Raw genomic sequence first — 21,200 nt, forward strand, 5'->3', positions numbered from 1 at the left:
CAACTTAAAACTAAAATCATCATGACTAACACATTGAAAGAAAACAACAACTCATTATCCCGCAGGAAGATCATTTTATTCACAATGGCTTGCATAGCCATATTTGTAGTCATCGCAGTTATTTGCGATATGCTAACATCATGGATCACTGTCAGGGTGGTCAAAGTAGTAATAAGGGAAGTTTTTTTAAGGATGCCTATTACAATTTTCACGCTTCACCTTTTTGCCAAAAAGACAATAAAAGCCTATGATCCAACTGCTATCTATGGTAAGCTGACCACAGTAAATATGGCAAAATGGATAGTAATCGGCTTTGCTTTACCAATTGCTATCTGGCTGTTTTATTATTTGTTTCATTTCGCTATTCCTTTTCAGCATACCGTAGATTCGCTAAGCGTAGCAGATAAAATTAACCTGTTTATTATCTGGTTAGCTGTTTCCATTGCAGCCGGGATAACTGAAGAAGTGATGTTCCGCGGACATCTTTATAAGATCATCAGCAACAGGTATTCAAAATTCCAATCAATGCTGATTACATCACTCCTTTTTGGCCTGGTACACATAGCTATGCTGACATCATTTACCCTGGTTGATATTCTTATGGTAGTTTTTGGCGGCATAGTAGCAGGCATGATGTTCTCCTTTATTTATCAATCCACCAAAGTGATCTGGTATGCAGCAATAGTTCATGTGATATGGGATATTTCTTCATCGGAAAGATCACAACCCTTGCTTCCTCACAGGTAGATGCTGATAAGGCCATACTGGCTTTTAAACTAACATCACAAAACCTGCTCCTTAGTGGTGGAAATTTCGGGATAGAAGCATCTGCACCATGCCTGGTAACTTACCTGGTGGTATCGGTAATTTTATATAAAAGGTTTTACAATTATAGGAACAAGATATCTTTGTAATGTGCGGATCAATTGTTATTATCGTACCCTGTAACCACCTTACATTATCACCATACGATGACACCTAATCCGTTATTAATTAAGCTATTCTGTTTATTGGCTGTTTTTTCTGTTTTGCAAAGCTGTAGTCCTCATGATCCAGGCACCTGGAAAAATGGCGAAATAGAAAGCAGCCAGAAAGAAGATTTTCATGCGCTTAACAAACAATTGTTAGAGGGTCTTAAATCCAATTCTCCGCGACAAGTAGAGGCTGTAATGTCAGAGGTGTTTATTGAGGATGTTAACAGGCTAAGATTAATAGAGCTTTGCAGCAACCGCCTTAAGGAAGATAGTTATACATTGCTCGATGAGTACTATGTTGTTCACAAAGATCGCGGCGACAAAACTATTGAAACAAAGGATCGGAATATTAACAATTATTCACTGCATTATAATGCTGAAACACGTGAAATGTATATGGCATTTTTTGTTCCAAAGTCGATACCTAACAAATACATGATATCAGCAGTGTATTGTAAATTTAACTACGGCTGGAAATTGACCCGACTTGAGCTAAGTCCGTATACTTATAACGGTAAAACAGCACCAGAGCTTTTTGAAGAGGCCAAAAAGATGTATGACAAAAAATACCTTTTAGATGCTTTAGACGATATACAGCTGGCACAAAGCTGTGCAAACCCATATGAAGGCTGGCAGTACCAGGATGAAAGCGGAATGGGTGATCTTCATTCAAAAGTGATCGAAGAGTTAAACAAGAAATATGTCTATCCCTTTACCCTGGAACAGGTGCCAACCCATCCCCGCATATTCAGTATTGCTACCCAAACTACTCCCGAAGGCGTATTCCCACTGGTTTATTATAAGTCGACAGTTAAATTAAGTGATGCAGCCGGATTGAAGAAAGAGAACGACAACATTAAAAAAGTGATTGGTAAACTGATACCGGGAATTGATCAAAATAAAAAATACGTTTACTATGATGCGTTTAACGAGTGGCCGAGGAGCGACCGTTCTGTTGACCGTGTAGATCTGATCGACAAACTGAAATAATCAAGTGATAGTTAAAAACTATCGCTTGATCCCCCACCGCCAAAGTCGCCGCCGCCAAACTTAGCGCCATCATTAGCAGGCGCAGCGGGGGCTTTGGCAAATGTTTCAGCAACGATGAGCGATTCTACTTTAAGGTTGTCCATCATATTTGAATCATCTTGTTCAGCATAGGTAAAGCCATGTTTTGGGTTTTTTAGGTATTTCATGATTGCATATGAGATACCTAATACTGTTGCTCCCACAATGGTAAGCATTATATCTAATGGCAGTATATGATAATAAGCATGGAAAGTTATTGCCGCGGCTGCAATCAGTATTAAGCCAATACGCAGCAGGGTCGCATTTTTTTTCCGGATACCCAATCCAAGGTAAATAAATGGTAACAGTATGGTCAACGCCCAAAAGAAGCCGCCAAAGGGCAATGCTTTTGGAGCAGTAATGTTGCTGCTGTTAAACTCGCTGCCCAATGTTTGTACTACATAATAATTACCGGCAGCATAAAGGGTGATCAAACTGATAACCTGCACAATGACGAGGCAGTTTTCATAATTGATAGTTGAAGATTTCTTACTGCTTACAACTGCCGCTAAATAAACGCCAACGGACACCAGCATCATAACGAATGCTTCAGTATTCAGGCCGGATGGTACTATCTTCATCCAACCAAAAAAGATGAAAGCGAAAAAAGCCCCGCATGATATGGCAGCCATCAGTATATCGGTAAAACGAAGCGTTAAAACCAGGCTTATAATAAAAATGAAAAGCGAAAGTGGCAGAGCTACTTCGTTATGAAACAGCATCATGGTGAAACCAACTGAAAACATACATCCTGAAATAAATAGCAAAGCATTATCAACACCAGAACGGTAATGATGCTTTACATATACTATTAATTCTAACCCGATATAAGTTAAGGCTCCCAGGAAAAAATACCATCCAGCTTTGTCTACAGCATCAAAACCTGTCATAAGCGTTAATAAGCCGCTGCCAAAAAGAACAATAACACAGGTGAGAATAATTAGCCCGATGCGCACAAACAGGTTAGGCGTGTAAAACTCAACAGGATATTTCTCCTGTATAGCGCCAAACTCAGCATCGGTTATACAACCCTTGTTCAATTGTTTTTTTAATTGCGTCTGCAGCCGCAGATTGGCTAACCAGGTTTTATTGTAAGCAATCATGCTGCTTTTATTTTTTTGTTAAGGTTGATCAACACGAATATGAGGCCGATAGCAGAGCCAATAAAATACAACATCATAAGATACAATGCGCCTTCATCCTGCATCAAAATAAGTACGCGCACCACCAGGCTGCTTATAGTTATATAACTGTAAAGGATAACTAATAGCAAAAAGTAAAACGACCGATTTTTAAAAGCATCGCGATAAATAAACCAGGCGAGTGCACCTATACCAATTATAAACACTACCCACAATACTGAACTATAATAAAAGAAGTAACCGGCTAAAAGCGAGATAAAAGTTACATGCACACCATAATGCTGGTAACTAAATTTAAAGTGCTTTTTAAAATTAAAATGCTGCGTAGCATAAGATCCTGCCAGCAATAAAATACCCAATAACAAGTAGGTATAAATTATCGTTTCGCTGTTAAAATCGCTGTGTAACAATAGCTCTTTTGGAGTGACGGATACCCCCATCCATATAGCCAAATTGGCAATGGCCATATTGAGTATACCCAGATGATCAAAAAAATAAGCCACAAAAAATAATACCAGCATGGGTATCAATGTAGCCAGGCCGTAATTAGTACCGAATGCCTTATATTCAAACTGCAAATAGCCTACAAAAGTTATGAAGCTGATACAGGCCAGTAACAGCACATAGTCAAAAGAAGTATTTGGCGATTTTACTTTATCAGTACTAAAAGGCAGATGGGTTTTAAAACTGTAAGAAAAACATCCGATACAGATCAGGGCGATCAGTAACAAAACAAATTGATGACCGATGGTGTCTATATTCTCATAGATCAATATGCCCAAACCTGTAGTCAGCAGCAATACACCCAGGTAAAGCAAAGTCTTTATTTCCCAATGAACAGAAAATAGCTGTGGCTCCTCATTGCGATTTATTTTATTGAAAGACTCATCACTGATCAATCCTTCCGCATGTAAGGTTTTATAAAGGTCGGTCATCTCGATTTAGGTTTGGCTTATCAAGTATAGTAAAGATAATTGGTTAATGCTATTTCTAGCGTTAACAACTCTTTATGAAATCAAGATGAATCATCTTTAAACATGCCTGGTGCTTGTATAAGAACTATCAGAGCACCAGGCATATTAGGCATATATTACTACACGGTATGCCATTCCTCAACCGTCAGCACATCGGCCTGGCGAGGAAAAACTTTGGTCGTCAGTACGCGATGCACTTCCTCGTCGCTATCTGCGCAGCAATCGGCCAGTACGGTTATGCGATAATCCTTATCTGCCGCTTCCCGTAAGGTGGATAAAACTACTCCGCTGGTAGCTATACCAGTCAGTACCAAATGCTGAATGCCGTAAGCCCGTAAAATAACTTCCAAATCGCTGCCGGTAAATGCGCTTACACGCCGCTTTGTAACCACAACTTCATCGGCTTGCGGTTTTAAATCTTCATGAACTCTCATAAATTCGGCCATGTCAACGCTTGCGAATCGTTCCTTACTGGCAGCGAAACCTTTATTGTTCAGGCTGACTTCCGGTGCGCCCTGCCGGAAACCAACCACTACGTAGATAACCGGAATTTTCTGGTCGCGTGCTTTCGCAATAGCTTTGGCTGTAGTGCTGAGGATAGCTGCCGTGTCGGGCAGCATGGCTACGATACCTGCCTGCACGTCCATAACTAAAAGGGCGGTGTTTTGAGTTTTTGGTTCCATTCTGTTGTTTTTTTAGATAGTATAAGTAATTATGTTTCTATGGTTTTTTGTTTAACGGTTGTTTCTACCGGCTTATTCTGTTCGACTTTTTTGAGCAATATTTTGCTAAACACCGCTGTTATCACAAGTGCCATAATTCCCTGACCCAGCATGGTTAATGGTGCTGTTATTCTTTGCGATATGCCACCGATAAGCAAACTCCCTAAAGGCAGCATGCCAAAAAAACTCATGGCCATGTAGCTCATTACCCGCCCGCGCATGTGGGTGGCAGCTTCCATTTGTATGGTAGTAATGCTGGCCGTCATGGGCATCAACGAACCAAAACCTATCAACACTGCAAAGGGCATAGCTAATGCAAAATAGCCAATGCGCGAAAAAATAATAAGGCCTATGCCTAAAATGCATGTACTCAATAATATCACCACCCTCAAATTGGTTCCCTTTTTTAACGAGGCAAAAAACAAACTGCCCAAAATAGCACCAAAGCCCATAAAGCTGCTGATGTAGCCATAAGTGGCAGCATTGCCCTTAAAAATAACCTTGGCAAACACAGGCACAATGGTATCGTAAGGGAAAACGAACAGGCTTAATATGGTAAGCAACAATATAATGGTGCTGATGCCAGGTGTTTGTCTGAGGTATTGCAATCCTTCGGCAAGCTCATGGACGATTTTTTTCTTTACCGCTGGCGGATTAAACGGCGGCAATTTCATCAGTAACAAAGATGTAATAACCGCTATAAAACTTAATGCATTTAACGAAAAACAAATGCCTGCACCAAAAGCTTGCAAAACAAGACCGGATAGTGCCGGGCCAACCAGCCGGGCTATATTTACCATACCCGAGTTTAGCGCGAGTGCATTTGGGAGGTCTTCTTTATCACTGACCATTTCATGCACCATGGGCTGCCTCGCCGGTACGTCAAAAGCATTTATAATACCTAATATTACACTCAGCGTTAGTATTTGCCATACTACATAGTGGTTGGTTAAAATTAGTATGGCCAGCAGCACCGCCTGTAGCATCGATGCCGTTTGGGTAACCAGCAATATTTTATGACGGCTGTACCTATCGGAAACCACACCGCCGTGCAACGAAAGTAAAAACGAAGGGAATTGTTGTGCAAACACCGCTAACCCCAGCATAAAGGCCGAGTGGGTAAGTGAATAAATTACCCAGGTTACCGCCGTGCGCTGCATCCAGGTACCAATTTGGGAAACAGATTGCCCGGCAAAAAACAAAGCATAGTTCCGGTTACGGAATGCGCGGAAAGTATTTCTGGTTCGTTCGCTCTTCATATTTTCTTTTAGACAATATTTGTCATTTTGTCGAAACCGGGTTAAAAAAAATTATTGCTTCAGCCCGTACATGGCCATGCGGATAAACATATCTACTGCCGGCGTAACCTTTCCATAATCACTTTCCAGTTCCAGTTCACGCTTTAATCCGCGCAGGCTGCTAAGCAGGACCAGGATGAGCATCTCCAGCTCAGAAGCTGACATTTTACGCAGTTCCCCTTTGTTCATGCCATCTGTGAGCAAAGCTTCCAGCAAAGTGCTTTCCTGCCGGATGATCAGGTTATGAAGTACAACTTTAGTTTTCTGGAAATTAGAAAAAGCATCAGCATCCATACCTGCATCGAGCATCTTAAAAAAAGATCTTTTTTCACGAAGTACCTCAAGTTTGGTGAGAAAGAAAGCACGAAGCTTTTGTTCAATGCCTGACGCCTGGTCAACGGCGCAGGTCATCGCCGTCAGCATTTCACGAATTTCTATCATTACAACCGCATCGAAAATTTCATCCTTACTTTTGTAGTAGTAATAAAGTGAGCTTCGGCCTTTGTCGATTGCTTTAGCTACATCGTCCATCGTCACCTTCGCTAAGCCATGCACCTGGAACAGGCATTTAGCTGCCGCCAGAATCTGTTGCTGTATTAAATCTTCTTTGGTAGAAATGCTTGCTGACATACGGGAGAAATTTTAATAATTCAAAAGTAGAAACTTTAGACAATTGAACGAAAATTGTTTAAATGTTTGAAATTAATAGATGATTTTATTTTTAAACGTCCGTTTTCTGGTTGCAGAGTTGAGCGACATGATTACCACACCCTGCTCATCTATTACAAGAATGTATTAACTTAATTGTTCCCGGACAGCCTCTTGGATTTTGAGAATTTTCTAAGTATATCATGAATGTTACTCAAATACTTTTTAAAATTTTTGCAAAAGTTAGGTTATACTGAAAATTTATCGATATTAGATACGCTTTCACACGGCCTAAATTAAACTTCATGAAACGTAACTACTACATCGTGGCATTGATCATGCTCACGTTCTTCGTTATTTCTTTCCTTACAAATATTATTGGGCCGTTATCTCCCGAATTTATAAAGGATTTCAAGTTAAGTGATCTTTTAGCCGGGGCTCTTCCTTTTGCTTTTTTCATTGCCTACGGGGTGATGTCAATCCCATCAAGTATGCTTGTACAGAAGTATAACGAAAAGACGATCATGGTATCAGCGTTTATTGTTGCCTTTTTTGGGTCTTTACTTTTAGCCAGCGAGCCTAATTATCTCACAGCCATATTATCGCTTTTCCTCATAGGATGCGGAATGGCAATGCTGCAGGTAGTAATTAATCCATTACTAAGAACAGCAGGCGGTGCAGAAAACTATGCGTTTACCTCTGTGCTTGCACAATTGATATTTGGAGGGGCATCATTTGTTAGCCCACTGGTATATTCATACATGGTAACCAACCTGAATAAGGGAAATCATTCAGGTGTTTTCTCCCTATTGCAGCCACTGGTTCCTCACGGCCTTACATGGATATCGCTGTACTGGCTTTTTACTGTCATCTGCCTGTTCATGTTTGTTATTTTGTTGGTTTCTAAATTCCCGAAGGTTGAATTGCAGAGTGACGAAAAGGCTGGTCCATGGCAATCACATGTAAAGCTTTTTTCAAAGCGAGTTGTTATCCTGTATTTTATAGCATTATTCTGTTATGTAGGGACCGAGCAGGGAGTATCCTACTGGATGTCACAATTCCTTTTTGAATACCATAAGTTCGACCCGCAAACAACCGGCGCAACAGCCGTAGCCTATTTTTGGGGATTAATGACCGCAGGCGGCATTTTAGGGCTGATCTTACTGAAAATAATGGATAGCCGAAAGCTATTGATACTATTTAGTATTCCTGCTATTATTTGTTTCACATTGGGTTTGTTTGGAAGCGCACAGGTTTCCCTGTACTCTTTTTCAATCGTTGGGTTTTTCATGTCGGTAATGTATCCCATTATATTTTCCCTCGCCCTTAGCTCGGTTGAAGAAGACCATGGCTCCTTTGCTGGTATATTGGTTACAGGCATTATAGGCGGAGCTGTTGTACAGATATTGATTGGTGCTTTAGGTAACATGATCGGCTTACGTGGTGGCATGACGTTTTTATATATCACCTTCGGTTATATGTTAAGCATCGGCTTCTGGGCAAAACCACTGATCACCAACCAAACTGTATTTGATAAAAAAGATAAAGCATAATGGATAACAGAGTTATAGGGATAGATCTGGGCGCGACTAATATTCGCGGTGCCGTGGTGGGTGAAGATTATATGTCTGACATTATTTCCCGTCGTATTCAAACCAAAGGCACCGAAGAGCAGGTACTCCAGGATGTATACTCACTAATTGATTCACTGATCGGCAGCAGCGTAGTAAAGGCCATAGGTATAGGCGTACCGAGCGTAGTGGATGTAGAAAAGGGAATTGTATATGATGTGGTACATATTCCGTCATGGAAGGAAGTTCATCTGAAGGAGTTGCTTGAAAAACGTTATCAGATACCCGTGTTCGTGAATAATGATGCCAATTGCTTTGCCCTGGGCGAGTATTATTTTGGTAAAAGCAAAGGTAAACCAAACATGATCGGCTTAACTATAGGAACCGGACTTGGTGCAGGTGTTATAATTAATGGTCATTTATATGCAGGTAAGAACTGCGGCGCGGGTGAGTTCGGCATGGTGGATTACCTGGAACAGAACTATGAATTTTATGCCAGTGGTTCATTTTTTAAAAATGTTTACGGGTTGAACGGCGAAGGTGTATTTAAGAATGCACAGAGCGGTGATAAAGAGTCGTTGAAATTATATGAAGAACTGGGGATGCACCTTGGCAATGCCATCAAGTTGATCATGTACACCTACGATACGGAATTGATCATCCTGGGTGGATCTGTGCAACTCGCTTTTGAGTTTTTCGAAAAAAGCATGTGGGCGCGGATCAAGACATTCGCTTTCCCCAAAAGCATCGAAAAATTGGAGGTGAAGACGTCGGTGCTGCAAAACAGTGGCATACTGGGCGCGGCAGCATTGTATTATGATGCACAATAAAAACGTGGTTGGAATGTGCGATTCCTTCCTTGGGGAAGGGAAGGTAGGGGTTTAATGCATTGCTAAGTGAAGAAACCCCTCCCTGCCACTACACATTCAAACACACCCCTCCCAAAGGAGGGAATTTATAAAGACAATTAAACAATACTTAAATAATCTGTTATGAAAAAGATTGTCCTTCTCATCGCATTAGCGCTTTTCATTAATTATTCGTTCGCACAAGACAACGAAACTTTCCGGATGATCCTGAAAGATAACTGGCAAATGCAATCGGCATTAAAAGATCCGTCACCTGCAGCGACCATATCACAGGATAAGTTCGAGCCAAAAGGCTGGTATAAGATCAGTGTACCATCCACTATCATAGCCGGACTGCTGGCCAACAAAGCTTATGATTTCGACCCATTCTATGGGATGAACTTTGAAAAACTAAACGATCCTGCCCTTGACAAACCCTGGTGGTTCAGGAAAGAATTTGAATTACCTGCTTCGGAGAAAGGAAAGAACGTTGTACTGAAACTGCATGGCATCAACTATAAGGCAAACGTATGGTTGAATGGCGTACTCATCGCTGATTCAACTAAAATAAAAGGCCCTTTCAGGATAATCGATCTTGATGTGACCAAACAGATTAAAAGCTCTGGAAATAACGTGCTGGCATTAGAGATCACAAGGCCATTCACCCCAAATAAACAAAAAGGTGATTTAGCTATTGACTATGCCGACTGGATACATTACCCACCTGATTACAATGCGGGTATAGTAAATGATGTCGAAATAAAAACTTATGATAAAGTAGGCATCCAATACCCATTGGTAACTACAAATTTTGATCTGCCTTCGCTTGCCGTTGCACATTTAACAGTTGATGCACTGGTAACCAATTATTCAAAAAATGAGCAGGATGTAGTGGTAAAGGGTAAAATAAACAGCGATATCGCCTTTGAAAAAAAGGTGCATTTGGGACCTAATGAAATTAAAAATGTAACCTTTACTCCTGCTGAATATTCACAGCTGAATATTAAAGATCCGCATATTTGGTGGCCTTGGCAATATGGTAAACCCGAGCTGAACAAGATCGAGCTTTCTGTACTGCATGATAATGCTGCAAGTAATACCATTGCCGAAAATTTCGGTATCCGCCAGATGACGTCAAAACTGATCGATGATCACTCACGTGTATTTATTGTAAATGGCAAACAGATCATGATACGCGGTGCTGCATGGTCACCGGATATTTTTCAACGCCGCTCGCCTGAAAGACAAGAGCAGGAGCTGAGATTATACAGAGACATGAACATGAACATCGTCCGCTCGGAAGGTAAAATGGAAGACGATCATTTTTATGCCCTGTGCGATAAATACGGTCTGCTGGTAATGACCGGCTGGATGTGCTGCGGCGCATGGCAATATCCCGAAAACTGGGATGCGGCAAAAAGACAAGTGGCTATGGCATCAGACAGCAGCGTAATGTATTGGCTGCGCAATAAACCAAGCCTGATGGTTTGGCTGAACGGAAGCGACATGCCGCCACGCGATACCAGTGTTGAGCGCGATTACCTGAAGATCGAAGCGGCTTTAAAATGGCCGAACCCTACCATATCAACTGCCGATGCAAGCAAATCAAAAGTATCAGGCTTTAGCGGTGTAAAAATGGCTGGTCCGTACGAGTGGGTGCCGCCAATCTATTGGGAAACAGATTCGACCAGCAAATACGGTGGCATGTGGAGTTTCGCTACAGAAATATCTCCCGGCCCATCTATCCCGCCATATGAAAGTTTGATCAAATTTCTACCAAAAGATTCGCTATGGTACACTTCGGCCGACTGGCAATACCATTGCGGTACGATGACCTTTGGTAATACCAAAGTATTTAATGCTGCGCTGATCGGGAGATATGGTCAGCCTGCAAACATTAAACAATATGTAGCATTTGCGCAAGCGCAAAATTACGAAGCACACCGTGCTATGATGGAAGCCTATGGCTTGCATAAATACAAAACCGCCACCGGCGTAGTGCAGTGGATGGGCAGCAACCCATGGCCGGGACTGATATGGCATACCTATGATTATTACCTGTACCCTGCCGGAACTTATTTCGGAATGAAAAAATCCATGGAGCCACTGCATATCATGTACTCCTATGCAAATAACGAAGTGCATATTACCAATTCACTGCTCGAGAAATTTACTGGTTTAAAAGCCGAGGTTACAGTTTTTAACCTGGATGGAAGCGTGAAACTTGTTAAAATAGTCAATGCTGACGTAGATGCCGATGGTACACAAAAATGCCTTACGCTGCCTGCAATTGATGGTTTATCTGATTCCTATTTTCTTCGTTTGCAACTGAATGATGCCGCAGGCAAGGTAAAAGACATTAACTGGTACTGGTTGTCTAAAAAGCCTGATGTACTGAACTGGAAAAAATCAAAATGGTATATGACACCTCAAACATCTTATACCAATTTCTCAGCTTTACAAAATATCGGCAAAACAGCCTTGAAACTATCTTATCAAACCGAAAAGGGTGCCGATACAACTGTTAATACAGTAACGATCACTAATACCGGCAAAACGGTTGCCTTCCAGGTGCATTTGCGTGCATTGAAAGGTAAAGATGGCGACGATATCCTGCCGGTGATCTTTAGCGACAACTATTTAGAACTTGCCCCCGGCGAAAGCCGCGTGATATATTGCAAATATGCGGATAAGGATGCCGCACATGCTGAGCCTTATTTTGTAACTTCTGCATGGAATATTGATATGGCGGCAAGCAAGTCGGAAAAAGAATCAGGGTTTGAAGAAGTGTGGGTGAAATAAAATTACAAGGTCTGTTATACTGACCCCGTCGAAGCCGTCCTGCCAGCAGAGGAAATTTTAAGTTTTTTTAACATTTTCAATGCTTTGGTGATTACTTTAGCTAAAATTCTGTAAATAACTGAAATGAGTTCCATCAATATCACCATAAAGAATAAATTAGAGCGCCTTTCCTTGAAAGGAATCAACTTTGGGAATCTTAAATATACTGTCAAAAATTTAGCTGAAAAGCTTTTAAAGGAGAAAATTTTATTGATTACTAAAGACCGGGCGAACAACAGCAGCTTTGTTTCTATTGGTTCAATTAAACCGCTGGCACGGTATAAGTACCTTTACCTTGGTCGGGCAGCACACGTAAGGTACCTGTTAAAGATCAGTTTTAATACCCGGAAGCTACTGCCATATCTTTTAAATAAAACCGGATTAGTGGTAATAAAGGATAGCGGATTAGTAGACATTTTGCGGGAACAAGTTGTTATGCAACCAAGTTTTATCGACCTGGAAATTTCTTTGCCGGATACTTTTGAGGACTACTATAAGACACTAACCGGTGCACGTGCAGATGTCAGAAAGATCAAGAAAAATGGCTATACATCTACCATTTCTAAAGAGCCCGGCTGGGTTGATAAATTCTTTGATCATTATTACGTACCCTCCATGCGCGGGCGGCATGCTGAAGAGGCTTATATTATGCCCAGGCACGAAATTATGGCCTTAATTAAACAACCGGGTGCAGAATTTCTGGATATATTCTCGAATGGCCAATGCGTTGCCTCAACATTATGTAAGGCTGATGGCGTCAAATATTATTATTTGCGTGTGGGCTGGTTAAACGGCGATGACAGCCTATTAGCTGCAGGCGCTACAGCGGCTATTTATTGGTTCCTTATTCAAAGAGCTTATGAATTGGGCTGTAAAAGTATAAGTTTAGGCGGCACACCACCATACCTTGAAAATGGCGTTTTGAAATATAAAGCGAAATGGCAGGCCCGGTTTTGCCCTGATGTTTTCTATGTTGAAAACTATCTGCTGCTCGATCCGTCCAATCCTGTTTGTTATCAATTTTTGCACGATACATCTTTAGTTGTTTTCGGTTTAAAAAACTCGCTCATCGTATTGAGCAGTAAATTATCCACAGATCTTAGTATGCCGGGAATTATTTTGAATGATATTGAAAGTTGGTTTTTGTTAAGGCCACAGCGCTCTGAATTTTACCCGGCTGGAATGGAAGACTTACCTGAACATCTGCGTTATTGGTATCAGAAAATACCATAAAGGCCCAGGCAATATGCTCTTGGCTATTACCTGCAAATTATCCATTCCCTTGCAGGAACCAGGAGCCTTCCGGCTCAGAAATTAAGACTTGCGACTCAACTCAACTCCTTCATCAACTTATCAAAAGCCTCTCTCAACTCAGCAAGCTCCTGTTCTAACTTAGCAACCCGGGCTTCCAACTCACCTGAAGATCTTTTTGACGGTTCTTGCGTGAATTCTTCGTCGTCCCATTCCGTTACACCACTCAGTAAATGCATATAACGTACCTCTTTTTGTCCGGGACGTCTTGGTAATTGTTTGATAAAAGGAATATCCCCCGAAGCAAGGTTTTCTAACATTTCCTGCACCTCTTCTATCGACTCGAATTCATACAAACGGCCCGAATTGGTGTTGATCTCTCCCGGCGTTTGCGGTCCCCTCAATATTAGCAGACAAATAATCGCCACCTGTGACGGGATAACCGGGTATACAATAGCAAAATTATGCTTGTATTTTACCACACGATCTGTGCCTCCTGTGGCTGTTGATATCAACCCACGTCTTTTAAGTGTGTTTAATGCCAGTACCACGGTTTCCTCATTATACTGCACCACCGGGTTGCGCGAAGTCTTTTGATTACAGGCCGCAATAAGACTATTGACAGTCATGGGATAATAATCGGGCGTGGTGCGGCTTTTCTCCATTAATGAGCCGAGCACACGTAACTCGGTATCATCCAGTACAGGTAGGGTTTGTGAATCCATCGGCTAAAGATAGAAAACAGGCCGTCTTTTTTTCAAATAAAAAAGCATCACCCAAAGATGATGCCTGTGTAAACTTGAATTTATTTATGTATCCCGGTCTTAATTATTGGAAGAAGAAATATGATTTGGCCTGACCGTCGTCATATACATGCATTGTTTTCTTTACTGATTGACCGTCAGAAACAATTTCAACTGTATAATCGCCATATTCAAGGTTGTTTATCAAATAACCTTTTTGTGCGCTGGCTTCTTTCGACAGCAGGTCTTTAAAAATTACGTTGTGCTCACTGTCATAAATGATAACGATTGATTTGCTGGCTGTTTCTTTGCTGATCTGTACGGCGAAGCCGTTGTCATTTTTTAGTGGTGCAAAATAAACTTCATCCTGTAAATCGTTGCTTGTAAATTTTGCTGGTGATGCTGCGAATACGCTTGTGCCTATTACTAATAAAAGGGCTGCTAATGTGATTGACTTTTTCATGATAGTATTTTTTTATGTTAATTTTTGAATTTGCTCCGTGCTTTCAATAATCAAAGAAACAACGACTTTGAACATAAAAAAAATGTATTAGACCACCGTGCCAAAGGTGTAGACCAACGCTCTTTTTTAACCGATAAGAGCTTATAACTACTTATAAATAAGGCAAATATGAGGTTGATAGTGTAAAAAGTATATCTTGTAGACTGATTTACCCTGTTCATCGGTTATTTTTACAGAAACGCCTGAAATAACGCGCCTTTTACGCCGGCAGTCCAGCAAGTACACGGCCTGAATTTTTGATATTAAAAAACGCCGTACCTGGTAACAAGTACGACGCCGTTTAATTGTGCAGCCTATGTAAGAAGAGATTGTTTATATCATATGTACGATTTTCTTTCGGCCGTTATCATACACATAGAATGATGTTTTTATATCGTGCGTTTTAGAAAAAACTTCAACGGTATAATCGCCGTTGGCAAGATCAGACAGAATGTATTTCTTTTCCGCTTTCATGCCTTTTGTCAGGCGATCTTTAAAAACTACATTTTTATACTGGTCATAAATGATAACCACTGAACTCCCGGGCTCCGGTTTATCTACCATTATGGCAAAGCCTCCTTTTTGGTGTAGCGGAATAAAGCTAACCTGTTCATGCGTTTGTATATGCTTTATTGTTGTTCTACGGTTATTAGGCTTTGCTGAAACTGTTGAACAAACTCCCACTCCCAATGCCAGGAATAAGGCAGCTCGTGTGACGAACTTTTTCATGATCTTTAATTTTTAATAAAATAATCATGCTCCTACTAAAAAGAAGCAATAAATTTAACTTTCATGAAAAATAACAACATAATTACGAAAGTGTTTCATTTTTTTAACCTCAACTTGTTAATAATTAATGAGATATACTGCTTCGGGGCTTGGAACGTAATATACAGGGCAAACGCATTAAAATTTCGAGAGCTTTTTTTCTTTGGATGCTAATATTCCTCGTCTGATTCTTTTTAAGGATATTTAAAGTGACAGAGTCTTTTTGTAATTAGCTTTGCCGCTTTAAACTTAATAAGCTATTGTTACAAAGCTGCTCAAATTCACACCCATTCTCTTCCATTTGTCCTGACTAGCAATTCTTACGTAACAGTTTTTAGAAAGTGGCGTCACCGCGACCGGGAGTATGGTTATTGGGTTTTCTTTTTTATACATTCGGCTTTCTATCCATTGAACTGTCACAATAAACTCCCTGTCAACGTTGATATTATATCGTTCCACATCTATTTTATTCCAGCCAATTTTAAAATTGTCAACAGTTGCAAAAATTTGCTTATTATACATTAATGTGTCGGGCAAATCGTTCTTCACGGAGTAGACATTTACCCTGAATTTTATAAAATTGAAGTTGTTTGCTGAAATGTAAAAGTTAAAATCCTTAATAATGGCATTTTTTCTGTTTGTTTTATAGCGCATACCCATTTCCGAACCTATAGTTTCGTCTGCTGACTTTTTGTTATGAACGGATACTTGTACAAGTTTGCTGACATGCTCCCTTCCAATGACTTCCGTGTTTGCCCGTTGGATTGAATTTGTAATTGGCACTTCTGCAAGTTGCTCGACCTTTACAATCAACTTAATTGCCTTACTACTATCTGACATAAAATCTTTTACGGGAATTTTCAATGCGGAGTAACCTACCATACTTACTTGTATGGTGTCTGAAAAATTGTCTTGACTGATATTGAAAATAAAATGGCCAGACGTGTCAGAAACCGTACCCAAGGAATTATTTAAAATGCCTACACTTACATAAGCCAATGGCGAATTGCTTTCTTTGTCTAAAACAATTCCTTTAAGTGTTACATTTTCGGCTGCAGATCCCTGTGCGAAGGTTTGCCAGGTAACGGTACAAACAAGGATAAGGATTAGGAATGGTTTGAATATCATGATTAATAGGTTTAACTTGATTACAACTATAAAGATATGATAACAAATTCAAACTGAACTATAAATTTAGGGGTCATAAAAGTCGCTGTCAAGCCTCGAACAATTGAATTGATTGTAACAAACCCAAGGTTAGTCCAGATTTACAATATTGCAAATCCGGATTAAGGGTTATATGCCGATTTCTCAATTATTTTATCTCGTTTACGCTGACGCAATATATAGCAGATAAATTGCTTCATTCAATTTATTATATTTAGAGAAATCTCATCCAAATACGTTTATTTTGTAATTAAATGTCCCTCTTTATTGCATCACTAAATTCTGGGAGTAATGGTAACTGCTATTACATAGGTAATGAGCGTGATGCCATACTGATTGATGCCGGCATATCCTGCCGCGAAACAGAGAGGCGCATGCACAGGCTAGGCCTATCCATGCAAAAAGTGAGGGCTATTTTTGTATCGCATGAGCATAGCGACCACATCAACGGCATTACCGTACTATCCAAAAAATACAACCTGCCGGTTTATATCACCCCCGGAACACTCAATAACTGCAGCCTGGTACTGGATGAGCAAAGGACGTTTTCCTTTATAGCTTATGAAGTAATTCAAATCGGCGAACTGTTGATCTCTGCTTTCCCTAAATTTCATGATGCCGCACATCCGCATAGCTTTATAATTGAATGCAAAGGAGTAAAAGTTGGTGTACTTACTGATATTGGCGCGGCTTGTGAAAATGTTATTAAGCACTTCAGTCAATGCCATGCAGCATTTTTAGAGGCTAACTATGATGAGGAATTACTAGAAAAAGGCCGTTACCCCTATCACCTAAAAAGACGTATTCGCAGCGGATATGGACACTTATCCAACAGCCAGGCATTGGAAGTATTTATTAATCACCGCTCTGCTCATCTGAGCCATCTGCTCCTATCACACCTTTCAAGAGATAATAACCGCCCCGAACTGGTTCACGAACTATTCAATCAGCATGCCAACGGAACAGAGATCATTGTAGCATCCCGTTACGAAGAATCAGCAGTTTACCATATTGACGGATTGCCTGTATCCCAACAACAGCCTGTCAGTATTCATGAAGGGCAAATGCAGTTCAGTTTGTTTTGATATAGGATTTAACATCACTGTCTGTTTATTTTTGCCTCTATTACTTTTGTCAGAATCACAGATTGAACTGATTTAATGATCCCGCTGATTATTATAAGTTGATATAATAAAAAATCTGTGCAATAATAGAAATCCGAAAAATCAGTGATTCAGACAATTTTTTATTTTTAATTTCATGCACCCCTACTTATAGGATTTTATATGAAGTTACCTTTTAAAAAGATACTGTTTAAGACGCTGAAAATAAGTGGTATCGTGATCGGATCGATATTGTTGCTGATGTTTCTGCTGCCAGTACTTTTCCCTAAAACCATTACAAATAAGATAAAACAGCTCGCCAATCGGAGCATAACCGGTAAGGTAAGCTTCTCCGGAACAAATCTTTCGTTCTTCAAACGCTTCCCTGAACTAACCCTCACGCTTGAAGATTTTTCGCTAAAGGGTAGCGCCCCTTTTCAGCAGGATACTCTTGTAGCGGCTAAAGAAATATCCTTTGCGGTTGATCTGACATCACTGCTAAGAACCAAACTTAAAGTAGACAAAATATACCTGAGCGATGCCTTTATCAATATTGAGGTAGACAGCTCAGGAAATGCTAATTATAATGTATATAATTCGCCCGCCAAAAATCCGCAGGCACAAACGGACACGGCCAGCGCATCACTGGGTATCGATCAGATCATTATTCAAAAAAGCCATTTGGTGTATGACGATGCATCTCTACCCATGCAGATAGATGCCCGGGGTTTTAATTACAAAGGCAGCGGCGATCTGACTAAAGATGTATTCGACCTGCATACACACCTGGAAGTTGCTTCTGCTGATTTTATTTATGATAATCAGGCATATGTAACCAATAAAAAAATAAATGCCGACCTGGTAACCAGCATCAATACCAAATCGCTGGCCTTTGCATTTCAAAAGAACGACCTGATGATCAACCAACTCCCGGTACAATTTAAGGGCAGTTTTGAGTTCTTGAAAGATGGTTATGATATGGATTTCAAATTCACCTCGTACCCGAGCGATCTGAGCGATATTTTCACTGTCCTGCCTCCCGAATATGCCAAATATGTAGCCAATACAGATGTAGATGGCACCGGCGTGATACAGGTTGGTTTAACCGGAAAATACATAGCGGCAAAAAACCTTAAACCAGATTTCACTTTTAGCATGAAGGCTAAAAACGGGTATATCGCCAATAATAAAACGCCCTCACCAGTACGCGATCTGTACCTGGATATGAATGCCAAAATACCTAATCTTGATCCCAATCGCCTTTCGTTCAGTATAGATTCATTACATTTCAGGATAGACAATGATTATTTTAATTCAAAATTCAGCATCAAGGGATTAAAGTCCCCTGAGATTTTTATGCGGGTAAATACAGAGATCGACCTGGCGAAATGGAACCGGGCTTTTGGTGTTAAAACTGTTGACCTGAAAGGGCGTTATGCACTTCATTTATTGGCGCAGGGCAAATACTCAACTGGTCTGCAAAAACGTGGTTTGCGGCATGTAGATACAGTGATTACGAGCATACCCAAATTCAGCTTGAAATCGTCCTTTAAAGATGGTTATATTAAGTACGCTAAAGTACCTGAAGCCATTAAGAATATCGGCTTTGAACTGGATGCCAGTTGCCCGGATAATGATGTTAAACATGCCTCGATGCAATTAACCAACCTCAATGCATCTGCTTTGAGCAACTATATTAAAGGATATTTTAAGTTGAGCAATGCTACAGGATTAACGATGGATGGCGACTTGCAATCTAAGTTCCACCTGGCCGATCTGAAACAGATTTACCCGGTAGAAGGATCGGACATAAGGGGTGATTTAAGTATCGATATAAACACAAAAGGACGCTACATCGCAGCTCAGAAGATATACCCGATTACCAAAGCAGAAATTAACCTGCAAAACGGCTACATCAAAACCAAATATTATCCCAACCCGGTTGAGGACCTGCAGGTAAGCACCAGTATCGTAAATACGACAGGTACGCTAAACGGAACACATGTGAATATCAAGCCTGTTTCGCTGAAGTTTGAAGGCCAGACCTTTTTGCTGAAAGCTGATCTGAAAAACTTTGCTGATCTGCAATACAGTGTCAAATCACAAGGTACGCTTGACATAGGAAAGATATACAAAGTGTTCGCTGTTAAAGGATACGATGTAAAAGGACTGATCATTACCAATTTCTCATTGAAAGGCAAACAAAGCGATGCTTTAGCAGGAAGGTATAATCAATTATTCAATTCAGGAACGATGCGGGTGAAAGACCTGGTGCTTACTTCTGATTTGTTCCCCAAGCCTTTCATCATCAAATCCGGGCTCTTCAGTTTTAGCCAGGATAAAATGAAGTTTGATGCCTTTACGGCAAATTATGGTAAATCGGTTATTATATTGGATGGAGCTTTATCTAACGTGATCGGTTATTCGCTTCAACCTAATTCACCTTTGCAGGGTACTTTCAACCTGAAGAGCGATTTAATTTTAGCTGATGATTTTATGGCCTTCGCCGATGGTCCTGCATCAGCCGCGGGTCCGGCAAAAAGTACATCACAAGCATCTGGTGTGATCTTAGTGCCTGCCAATCTTAATCTCACTTTCACTGCGGATGTGAAAAAAGTGAAATATAACGGGATGGGTATTGATAGTGTAAAAGGACAGATGATCATCAACAACGGTCAGATCATTTTAAAACAGGCAGGTTTTACTTTGATTGGTGCACCTGTAGTAATGGATGCCACTTATGGCAGTATCACACCCCAAAAAGCCTATTTTGATTACCACATTAATGCACGGGATTTTGATATCAAAAGGGCCTACAACGAGATCAAATTATTCCATGACATGGCTACCTCAGCTTCGAGTGCTGAAGGCATTGTTTCCCTGGATTATAAATTAAACGGCAAACTGAACAGCAATATGCAGCCGGTATATCCTACACTAAAGGGTGGCGGCGTGCTTTCAGTAAAGAAAGTGAAAATTAAAGGCTTTAAATTATTTAGTGCTGTTGGAAAAGAAACCGGTCATGATAGTCTTTCAAAGCCCTCGGATGTTTCAAAAGTGGATATAAAAAGTACTATTGCTAATAACATCATCACCATTGAACGTACCAAAATGCACGTGGCGGGCTTCAGACCAAGGTTTGAGGGCCAGGTGGATTTTAATGGTAATCTGAACCTGCAATTCCGGCTGGGTTTACCGCCGTTGGGGATATTCGGGATCCCGATGACCATAACCGGCACGCAAACTAAGCCTATCATACATATGAGTAAAGGCAAAAAAGAGGATGAGCTGAAAGTGCAAGCCAGCGATGACCAGTAACGGCCAGGGAAATCTCCTTTAAAATGGCAGGTGTATAAATTTTAGGCTAAAGCCGATTTAATAATTCCAGCTTAGCCGGCTGAAGCCAAACGGCAATGAATAATAAAATAAAATTCATTGCCGTCCCAAAAATGGCTAGCGTGTACCCACATCTTTATGATTTGCCCCATCGGGGCAAAATGTCGGTAGAAAAAAAAGATATGAAAGCTATTTTTGCACCATAGGTGCAATACATTTTTCGCCATTGTTATTCAAAATGCAT

The 21,200-nt window shown here is 40.6% G+C and carries 18 protein-coding genes; 9 read left to right on the top strand and 9 right to left on the bottom strand.

Annotated elements, in window-relative coordinates:
• Positions 1 to 21: 21 nt before the first annotated feature.
• The 3 genes from ACPPVU_RS01705 to ACPPVU_RS01715 are packed head-to-tail and all read left to right on the top strand — an operon-like array spanning position 22 to position 1,964.
• Complete coding sequence (locus tag ACPPVU_RS01705) at positions 22 to 747, top strand: CPBP family intramembrane glutamic endopeptidase (protein WP_426669961.1); 726 nt, start codon at positions 22 to 24, stop codon at positions 745 to 747.
• Complete coding sequence (locus tag ACPPVU_RS01710) at positions 696 to 914, top strand: hypothetical protein (protein ID WP_426669962.1); 219 nt, start codon at positions 696 to 698, stop codon at positions 912 to 914. The genes ACPPVU_RS01705 and ACPPVU_RS01710 overlap by 52 nt, the downstream gene beginning before the upstream one ends.
• 57 nt (positions 915 to 971) lie before the next feature.
• Complete coding sequence (locus tag ACPPVU_RS01715; protein WP_426669963.1) at positions 972 to 1,964, top strand: hypothetical protein; 993 nt, start codon at positions 972 to 974, stop codon at positions 1,962 to 1,964.
• An 11-nt stretch (positions 1,965 to 1,975) separates the two neighbouring features.
• Here the strand turns inward: ACPPVU_RS01715 and ACPPVU_RS01720 are convergent, their stop codons facing one another.
• From ACPPVU_RS01720 to ACPPVU_RS01740, 5 genes are all read right to left on the bottom strand, one after another.
• Positions 1,976 to 3,145: a hypothetical protein gene (locus ACPPVU_RS01720; protein WP_426669964.1), complete on the bottom strand. Its 1,170-nt coding sequence runs from the start codon at positions 3,143 to 3,145 to the stop codon at positions 1,976 to 1,978.
• Positions 3,142 to 4,119: a DUF2157 domain-containing protein gene (locus tag ACPPVU_RS01725; RefSeq protein WP_426669965.1), complete on the bottom strand. Its 978-nt coding sequence runs from the start codon at positions 4,117 to 4,119 to the stop codon at positions 3,142 to 3,144. The genes ACPPVU_RS01720 and ACPPVU_RS01725 overlap by 4 nt, the downstream gene beginning before the upstream one ends.
• Before the next feature lie 158 nt (positions 4,120 to 4,277).
• Complete coding sequence (locus tag ACPPVU_RS01730) at positions 4,278 to 4,841, bottom strand: isochorismatase family cysteine hydrolase (RefSeq protein ID WP_426669966.1); 564 nt, start codon at positions 4,839 to 4,841, stop codon at positions 4,278 to 4,280.
• Between the two features lie 29 nt (positions 4,842 to 4,870).
• Positions 4,871 to 6,139, bottom strand: a complete 1,269-nt coding sequence (locus tag ACPPVU_RS01735; RefSeq protein ID WP_426669967.1) for an MFS transporter — start codon at positions 6,137 to 6,139, stop codon at positions 4,871 to 4,873.
• A gap of 51 nt (positions 6,140 to 6,190) precedes the next feature.
• Positions 6,191 to 6,808, bottom strand: a complete 618-nt coding sequence (locus ACPPVU_RS01740) for a TetR/AcrR family transcriptional regulator (RefSeq protein WP_426669968.1) — start codon at positions 6,806 to 6,808, stop codon at positions 6,191 to 6,193.
• A 323-nt stretch (positions 6,809 to 7,131) separates the two neighbouring features.
• Here ACPPVU_RS01740 and ACPPVU_RS01745 point away from each other — a divergent pair, with 323 nt between their 5' ends.
• The 4 genes from ACPPVU_RS01745 to ACPPVU_RS01760 all read left to right on the top strand — a co-directional run bounded on the left by ACPPVU_RS01745 (position 7,132) and on the right by ACPPVU_RS01760 (position 13,319).
• Positions 7,132 to 8,379: an MFS transporter gene (locus tag ACPPVU_RS01745; protein ID WP_426669969.1), complete on the top strand. Its 1,248-nt coding sequence runs from the start codon at positions 7,132 to 7,134 to the stop codon at positions 8,377 to 8,379.
• Positions 8,379 to 9,227 (top strand): ROK family protein, encoded by an 849-nt coding sequence (locus ACPPVU_RS01750; RefSeq protein WP_426669970.1) that lies wholly within the window; start codon positions 8,379 to 8,381, stop codon positions 9,225 to 9,227. Before ACPPVU_RS01745 ends, ACPPVU_RS01750 begins: the two co-directional genes overlap by 1 nt.
• 162 nt (positions 9,228 to 9,389) lie before the next feature.
• On the top strand, positions 9,390 to 12,047 hold the full coding sequence (locus ACPPVU_RS01755) for a glycosyl hydrolase 2 galactose-binding domain-containing protein (protein ID WP_426669971.1): 2,658 nt from the start codon (positions 9,390 to 9,392) through the stop codon (positions 12,045 to 12,047).
• 123 nt (positions 12,048 to 12,170) lie between these two features.
• Positions 12,171 to 13,319 (top strand): hypothetical protein, encoded by a 1,149-nt coding sequence (locus ACPPVU_RS01760; protein WP_426669972.1) that lies wholly within the window; start codon positions 12,171 to 12,173, stop codon positions 13,317 to 13,319.
• A gap of 95 nt (positions 13,320 to 13,414) precedes the next feature.
• Here the strand turns inward: ACPPVU_RS01760 and ACPPVU_RS01765 are convergent, their stop codons facing one another.
• The 4 genes from ACPPVU_RS01765 to ACPPVU_RS01780 all read right to left on the bottom strand — a co-directional run bounded on the left by ACPPVU_RS01765 (position 13,415) and on the right by ACPPVU_RS01780 (position 16,478).
• Positions 13,415 to 14,062 carry a YceH family protein gene (locus ACPPVU_RS01765; protein WP_426669973.1) on the bottom strand — a complete coding sequence of 216 codons (648 nt, stop codon included), beginning with the start codon at positions 14,060 to 14,062 and terminating at the stop codon, positions 13,415 to 13,417.
• Between the two features lie 103 nt (positions 14,063 to 14,165).
• Positions 14,166 to 14,543 (bottom strand): hypothetical protein, encoded by a 378-nt coding sequence (locus ACPPVU_RS01770; protein WP_426669974.1) that lies wholly within the window; start codon positions 14,541 to 14,543, stop codon positions 14,166 to 14,168.
• 372 nt (positions 14,544 to 14,915) lie between these two features.
• Positions 14,916 to 15,311 (bottom strand): hypothetical protein, encoded by a 396-nt coding sequence (locus ACPPVU_RS01775; RefSeq protein ID WP_426669975.1) that lies wholly within the window; start codon positions 15,309 to 15,311, stop codon positions 14,916 to 14,918.
• A gap of 288 nt (positions 15,312 to 15,599) precedes the next feature.
• Positions 15,600 to 16,478, bottom strand: a complete 879-nt coding sequence (locus ACPPVU_RS01780) for a carboxypeptidase-like regulatory domain-containing protein (protein ID WP_426669976.1) — start codon at positions 16,476 to 16,478, stop codon at positions 15,600 to 15,602.
• 293 nt (positions 16,479 to 16,771) lie between these two features.
• Between ACPPVU_RS01780 and ACPPVU_RS01785 the strand changes: the two genes are divergently transcribed.
• Both ACPPVU_RS01785 and ACPPVU_RS01790 read left to right on the top strand, forming a co-directional pair.
• On the top strand, positions 16,772 to 17,602 hold the full coding sequence (locus ACPPVU_RS01785; RefSeq protein WP_426669977.1) for an MBL fold metallo-hydrolase: 831 nt from the start codon (positions 16,772 to 16,774) through the stop codon (positions 17,600 to 17,602).
• A gap of 201 nt (positions 17,603 to 17,803) precedes the next feature.
• Positions 17,804 to 20,938, top strand: a complete 3,135-nt coding sequence (locus ACPPVU_RS01790) for an AsmA family protein (RefSeq protein WP_426669978.1) — start codon at positions 17,804 to 17,806, stop codon at positions 20,936 to 20,938.
• The last annotated feature ends 262 nt before the right edge of the window (positions 20,939 to 21,200 follow it).

The sequence above is a fragment of the Mucilaginibacter sp. McL0603 genome (genome assembly GCF_049992945.1).
In the GTDB taxonomy this organism is placed as follows: domain Bacteria; phylum Bacteroidota; class Bacteroidia; order Sphingobacteriales; family Sphingobacteriaceae; genus Mucilaginibacter.

What these genes read in the sequence shown, in the direction of transcription:
- ACPPVU_RS01705 (WP_426669961.1), top strand. Translation starts at nt 22, where the DNA reads ATGACTAACACATTGAAAGAAAACAACAACTCATTATCCCGCAGGAAG.
- ACPPVU_RS01710 (WP_426669962.1), top strand. Translation starts at nt 696, where the DNA reads ATGGGATATTTCTTCATCGGAAAGATCACAACCCTTGCTTCCTCACAG.
- ACPPVU_RS01715 (WP_426669963.1), top strand. Translation starts at nt 972, where the DNA reads ATGACACCTAATCCGTTATTAATTAAGCTATTCTGTTTATTGGCTGTT.
- ACPPVU_RS01720 (WP_426669964.1), bottom strand. Translation starts at nt 3,145, where the DNA reads ATGATTGCTTACAATAAAACCTGGTTAGCCAATCTGCGGCTGCAGACG.
- ACPPVU_RS01725 (WP_426669965.1), bottom strand. Translation starts at nt 4,119, where the DNA reads ATGACCGACCTTTATAAAACCTTACATGCGGAAGGATTGATCAGTGAT.
- ACPPVU_RS01730 (WP_426669966.1), bottom strand. Translation starts at nt 4,841, where the DNA reads ATGGAACCAAAAACTCAAAACACCGCCCTTTTAGTTATGGACGTGCAG.
- ACPPVU_RS01735 (WP_426669967.1), bottom strand. Translation starts at nt 6,139, where the DNA reads ATGAAGAGCGAACGAACCAGAAATACTTTCCGCGCATTCCGTAACCGG.
- ACPPVU_RS01740 (WP_426669968.1), bottom strand. Translation starts at nt 6,808, where the DNA reads ATGTCAGCAAGCATTTCTACCAAAGAAGATTTAATACAGCAACAGATT.
- ACPPVU_RS01745 (WP_426669969.1), top strand. Translation starts at nt 7,132, where the DNA reads ATGAAACGTAACTACTACATCGTGGCATTGATCATGCTCACGTTCTTC.
- ACPPVU_RS01750 (WP_426669970.1), top strand. Translation starts at nt 8,379, where the DNA reads ATGGATAACAGAGTTATAGGGATAGATCTGGGCGCGACTAATATTCGC.
- ACPPVU_RS01755 (WP_426669971.1), top strand. Translation starts at nt 9,390, where the DNA reads ATGAAAAAGATTGTCCTTCTCATCGCATTAGCGCTTTTCATTAATTAT.
- ACPPVU_RS01760 (WP_426669972.1), top strand. Translation starts at nt 12,171, where the DNA reads ATGAGTTCCATCAATATCACCATAAAGAATAAATTAGAGCGCCTTTCC.
- ACPPVU_RS01765 (WP_426669973.1), bottom strand. Translation starts at nt 14,062, where the DNA reads ATGGATTCACAAACCCTACCTGTACTGGATGATACCGAGTTACGTGTG.
- ACPPVU_RS01770 (WP_426669974.1), bottom strand. Translation starts at nt 14,543, where the DNA reads ATGAAAAAGTCAATCACATTAGCAGCCCTTTTATTAGTAATAGGCACA.
- ACPPVU_RS01775 (WP_426669975.1), bottom strand. Translation starts at nt 15,311, where the DNA reads ATGAAAAAGTTCGTCACACGAGCTGCCTTATTCCTGGCATTGGGAGTG.
- ACPPVU_RS01780 (WP_426669976.1), bottom strand. Translation starts at nt 16,478, where the DNA reads ATGATATTCAAACCATTCCTAATCCTTATCCTTGTTTGTACCGTTACC.
- ACPPVU_RS01785 (WP_426669977.1), top strand. Translation starts at nt 16,772, where the DNA reads ATGTCCCTCTTTATTGCATCACTAAATTCTGGGAGTAATGGTAACTGC.
- ACPPVU_RS01790 (WP_426669978.1), top strand. Translation starts at nt 17,804, where the DNA reads ATGAAGTTACCTTTTAAAAAGATACTGTTTAAGACGCTGAAAATAAGT.